Source organism: Vibrio ichthyoenteri ATCC 700023 (genome assembly GCF_000222605.1).
In the GTDB taxonomy this organism is placed as follows: Bacteria; Pseudomonadota; Gammaproteobacteria; order Enterobacterales; family Vibrionaceae; genus Vibrio; species Vibrio ichthyoenteri.
In genome coordinates this window covers 1-4,789 of the sequence record NZ_AFWF01000288.1, presented here as the reverse complement: position 1 = coordinate 4,789, position 4,789 = coordinate 1, and the positions used below count along the sequence as shown (strand labels likewise).

The following is a 4,789-nucleotide window of genomic DNA, read 5'->3' as shown; positions in this document are numbered from 1 at the left end:
TGTTTGGGTTGGCCTTTCGATTCTCGATTCTCGCAGCGCAGCGTTCTCTATCGTTCTCTATCGATCAAAAAAGGGCTGACGATCACCGCCAACCCTTTTGTTATTCATCAGTCTGTAGAACATCTTCTCGAAGCGAAGCGTTCTCGCCTCTCAAATCTCTATTTGTCCGTATGGAACTGCTCACATGCCATCATGGTATTTTCAATCAGGCTTGCTACCGTCATCGGGCCAACACCACCTGGAACAGGTGTAATGAAGCTTGCGTGCTCTTTGGCTTTAGCATATTCCACATCACCAACCAGCTTGCCGCTATCTAAACGGTTAATACCAACATCAATTACCACCGCACCTTTCTTAATCCAGTCACCCGGAATAAAGTTAGGCTTGCCAACTGCAACCACAACCACGTCAGCTTGACGTACGTGGCCTTCCAAATCTTTAGTGAAGCGATGGCATGTTGTGGTTGTACAACCTGCGAGCAGCAGTTCTAGCGTCATTGGGCGACCAACAATGTTAGAAGCGCCAACGATAACAGCATGTTTACCACGCATCTCGATGTTGTAGCGCTCCATCAGAGTGATAATGCCTTTTGGCGTACATGAACGCAGTTTTGGAATACGCTGCGCTAAACGACCCACATTGTATGGGTGGAAACCATCAACATCTTTTTCTGGGTGGATTCGTTCTAACACGTGTGTGGTGTCAATACCAGCCGGTAAGGGCAGTTGCACTAGAATACCGTCAATCGTGTCATCACCATTCAATTCATCGATCAAGCTTAGTAAGTCTTGTTCATTGGTTGTGGCGGGTAAATCGAATGACTTTGAAACAAAGCCTACTTCTTCACAAGCGCGACGCTTGCTGCCTACATACACCTGTGATGCGGGATCTTCACCCACAAGAACCACAGCCAAACCTGGTGCACGTAGACCCGCTTCCTTGCGCGCTTTCACTCGTGCAGCAACTTCAGATCGCACAGTTTGCGATATCAACTTCCCATCAATGTTTTGAGCTGTCATGACTTTCCTTCAGAAATAGAATGGCGAGTAATACGCGGAGTATTGTCGCAAAAAATTTGACGAACATCTATAAGCAAACGTTTGCTTCGTGGTGTTTTTAATCATAGCCCCCAGCGCTGCCCTTTTTTTAAGCATTCAGATCAGAATGTTACTAAAAGGTCTTGTGTTGCGCGTTCTAACTCGTATAATCCTGCCCTGTAGCGCGCCCTTAGCTCAGCTGGATAGAGCACGTCCCTTCTAAGGATGTGGTCGCAGGTTCGAATCCTGCAGGGCGTGCCATTTATTCTAAGAGGCGATGTAATTCATAGAGTTACATCGCCTTTGTCGTTTCTGGACTCTGTCTCAATTTAGGCTCACAGTAGAGACAGTGCCATGAATTATGAGACGTTAGTCACACGTTGCAATCCCACGTTAGATACACCCATCCCAGTCGCTATTGATTTCTATATCGATGTTAAGGCGCAATACCACAAATCTTATCTGAACTCGCAGAGATACCGCCTTAATCGTATCTCGTCATACTTTTCAGCAATGACCATCAAATCACTTACGGTTGATTCCAAAGCCCGTGAACGCATTTATGAGTTTATGCAATGGAGATTGAAGAAAGTTAAGCATGGAACTGTTAGAAAGGATATGCAGGTCTTACAGGCGTTTCTGAACTGGTTACGCAAAGATATTGGTTTAGTGATCCCAGATGTATTCAAGCGAATCCGTATTCCTTCAGACTATGGTGTGAGAATGTTTGTTCCAACCGAGGAGCAGATCTACAAAGTTATTGCTCATTTGCCAACTGAAGAACTGAAAGATGTATGTCTTTTACTTGCCGAGACTGCTTGCCGAAGGAGTGAGATTCTTAAACTCAGGATCTGCGATGTGTTTGTCAATGAACGGTACATATTCTTACCGGATACTAAAAATGGCGATAGTCGTAAAGTTCCACTCTCTCGTTCTGCGGTAGCAATTCTTGAAAAGAGGTTGAGTTACGTGAATGGACGTTCCCACCAATACCCATTGTTTCATTTGATGCCAGAGTTCGTGAGCAAACAATTTCGAAAGGCTGCTGATAGGGAAGGGTTAGATGAGTTTGTGTTACATAGTTTGCGCCACTATCAGTTAAGTAGGCTTATTCAGAATGGACACGATAGTATCTTAGTTTCTAAGGTCTCGGGACATAAAGATCATAGAATGTTGAATCGATATGTGAAGGTTGATACAAAAACCTTAGCAACGACTCTCTTTGATTGAGCAAAGAGGTCAAAAGGGGGATGCTCCCCCTAATTTTATTGCCCAAAAATTAACTTTGAATCACTCTGACAAGATTTCAAAAGTTTGAGCGAGTCATTTTGTTGAAGTTTAAGAGTTCTTAAAAAACGTTCCGTATTCTTATAAGGGTCATTTTTTAATGATCCCGAACGTTCTGCTTGCTTATACTCATACGCATATTTTTGTGCGTCTGCATCAAAGCGCTTTCGGTAATCTTCGCACTGGTTGTACTGATTCTTATTAACTTCATCTTTCAGTAGTTTACGCTCATTCGCAAAGTGACGGTCGACATTTTCAATGCAGTGATTTGAGAGTGCAAACATATCAAGAGTTTGTTTTACTTTACCGGCCTTGAATGCTTCAACTTGAGTGTCTTTCAATGCAGGGTAACTTTCAGACATTTTATTACTAGCATTAGTAAAAACTTTTATCCAACGGTTAAGGTCTTTTTTCTCAAAGCCTATTGCGTTGTACTCATCGTAATTTGCAATTAAGTGACCGCCACAGTAAGCCATAGCATCATTTACTTTTCTAATATCAGTAACGCCTCTATATGCATAGGTGTTAGGTGAAAATGTATAGGCTGACGCATTCACGGATAGTAGTAGACTGACAAACAAAGTAAGTTTTTTCATAAAGCCTCAATAGGTAGAAGATTATTGTAAGGCATCCATGCCAATTATATGGTATGGTATTCTAAATGTTGGGCAACTGTCTACTTTAACAACTTTGAATGCAGATAATTAATTGGTTTTCTAATGAGAAGAGGAGGCAAGTGCCTCCTCTTATTTTAGTTAGGTAATGTAGGGATAACATCTGGGTGTATAGTTGCAAATGAGTCGAATTTATCGCTGATTTGTTCGATTTTATCCCATTCAATTGCTCCTGAAGGGAGTTTAGTTTTGTCTTGAGTGACAATGGCTAACAACAAATTTTCAACCGTAGCGTAGATATCTACATCTTTCATTTTAATCACAGCATTTTCAGGCTTACCTGCCGAAACAGGCTCGTTGAAATAAGCCGTTTCGAAATCAATAATTGAGCCAAACACCTTGCTGTACTCTGACATTTGTTCAAGGATTTTACCGTTATTAGTCCATGCAGGATTTTTTTCGATATTAGGCTTTCTTTCCTTTTTATCCTTCCCCTCTACTTTCATGAGTCGGTGTTTAAGGATCTCCTTGGTATCAATATCATGAAGTACGAAGTAACTTTTTTTGAAATGGTTGAGAATTTTCATGAACATTGAAACTTGCACTTTTCCTCCGCAGCGGAGGATGAACAAGTCATCAAAAGTCGTGTCACCTTTTTCTTTGTAATCTTTGATTACTTTACCAAATGCAGTGTATTCAGTGTCTCCTTCAACCAAGAAAACCTTACCACCAAAGAAAAACTCCATTACATCTGGATTAAGTAAGTTAAACAATTTTAATGATTCCGTCTCATCTTCAGTGAAGTTGATTTGATCTGGTCGAAAAATTGTTGTCGCCTCAACCTCGTTATTCGAATTATTTTCTACTCGAATAATCTTAGTGTGGTCACGTGTTAAGTCGATAAAACTTGGAGAGTGAGTAGTTATCATTACTTGCCAGTTTTCGTTATTCTCGGCAAGGTTATATAGCATGTCCCTTGTATCTCTACAGGCTGAAGGGTGTAAACTTAATTCGGGTTCATCTAGTAGTAGTAAATGTGACTTGTAATCCCCTAACTCATTATATTTCTTTGTTTTCTTTCCTGAGGATTCATATCCCATTTCAGCGATTTGTTTCAGAACAGACCAAAGTAACGTTCTTCTAGCACCGCTACCGTGATGACTAATTGGGAACACCTGTTCTCCTTTCCCAAATCGTACATCCACTTCTGATGAGTCAAAAATCTTCAGGTTAGAACTGACAATATCTTTCTCACTAATGTTTATTTTTAGTTCATGATTAGGGATGATTTTGGAAGCATATTGAGAGATTTCTTTAGCCAAGGTTTCCAGAGTCTCGGTACTTTGTTCCACAAACTCTTTTTTTAAGGATGACATTTGATCATACAGGGATGAGTAATCTGCGTTTTGTTTTGTTGGTTTGAAGTTTCTAACTTGCTCTTCTAAGAAAACATCAACCAAGATGCTTTGGATTGCTTCAGATTGATCCTCTGGGTTGCTAAAGGTGCCTACTAAATGTGCCTTAGGTCTATTCTTTTTAGAGGCGCCATCATTAGACCATGGCTTTCTTGGTGTATCAGTATCTTGTGCAAAACGATCCTCTTTTACTAAGTAGCCATACCTAGTAGGCGCTTTGTCTTTCTGTTTCCAAATGAAGCGTTCTTTAATTAGATAAGAAGTTTCTTCGGTTTCATTCTCTTCTGGTGTATAGAAGTGATCACTTGGTTTATCAGTTCCTGAGCAACGTGTGTGTATCTCTACCGTTGGTAAGGCATCTTTATCCAAAACTCGATTATGAAAATCGTCTAAACCAAGTTTTTCGCTGTTAACTGCTGCATGATAGGCCTTTAGT

At 40.7% G+C, this 4,789-nt stretch carries 4 protein-coding genes and 1 tRNA gene; 2 read left to right on the top strand and 3 right to left on the bottom strand.

Features of this window, described 5'->3' with window-relative positions; genetic code table 11:
- Positions 1 to 158: 158 nt before the first annotated feature.
- Complete coding sequence (folD, locus tag RH85_RS19090) at positions 159 to 1,019, bottom strand: bifunctional methylenetetrahydrofolate dehydrogenase/methenyltetrahydrofolate cyclohydrolase FolD (protein ID WP_005594575.1); 861 nt, start codon at positions 1,017 to 1,019, stop codon at positions 159 to 161.
- 202 nt (positions 1,020 to 1,221) lie between these two features.
- Here folD and RH85_RS19085 point away from each other — a divergent pair.
- Both RH85_RS19085 and RH85_RS19080 read left to right on the top strand, forming a co-directional pair.
- Positions 1,222 to 1,298: transfer RNA gene (locus tag RH85_RS19085), tRNA-Arg, on the top strand.
- Positions 1,299 to 1,391: 93 nt separating this feature from the next.
- Positions 1,392 to 2,267, top strand: coding sequence for a site-specific integrase (locus RH85_RS19080; RefSeq protein ID WP_006714366.1), 876 nt, complete (start codon positions 1,392 to 1,394; stop codon positions 2,265 to 2,267).
- Between the two features lie 35 nt (positions 2,268 to 2,302).
- On the opposite strand, the gene RH85_RS19075 is transcribed toward RH85_RS19080, so the two are convergent.
- Together RH85_RS19075 and RH85_RS19070 are read right to left on the bottom strand one after the other, a co-directional pair.
- A complete protein-coding gene (locus RH85_RS19075) occupies positions 2,303 to 2,920 on the bottom strand; it encodes a hypothetical protein (RefSeq protein WP_039949384.1) in 618 nt (205 codons plus the stop codon).
- A 155-nt stretch (positions 2,921 to 3,075) separates the two neighbouring features.
- On the bottom strand, positions 3,076 to 4,789 hold a 1,714-nt coding region (locus RH85_RS19070; protein WP_006714364.1), incomplete at its 5' end, for an ATP-dependent nuclease.

Coding starts and splice junctions, on each gene's coding strand:
- folD (WP_005594575.1), bottom strand. CDS start 1,019: ATGACAGCTCAAAACATTGATGGGAAGTTGATATCGCAAACTGTGCGA.
- RH85_RS19080 (WP_006714366.1), top strand. CDS start 1,392: ATGAATTATGAGACGTTAGTCACACGTTGCAATCCCACGTTAGATACA.
- RH85_RS19075 (WP_039949384.1), bottom strand. CDS start 2,920: ATGAAAAAACTTACTTTGTTTGTCAGTCTACTACTATCCGTGAATGCG.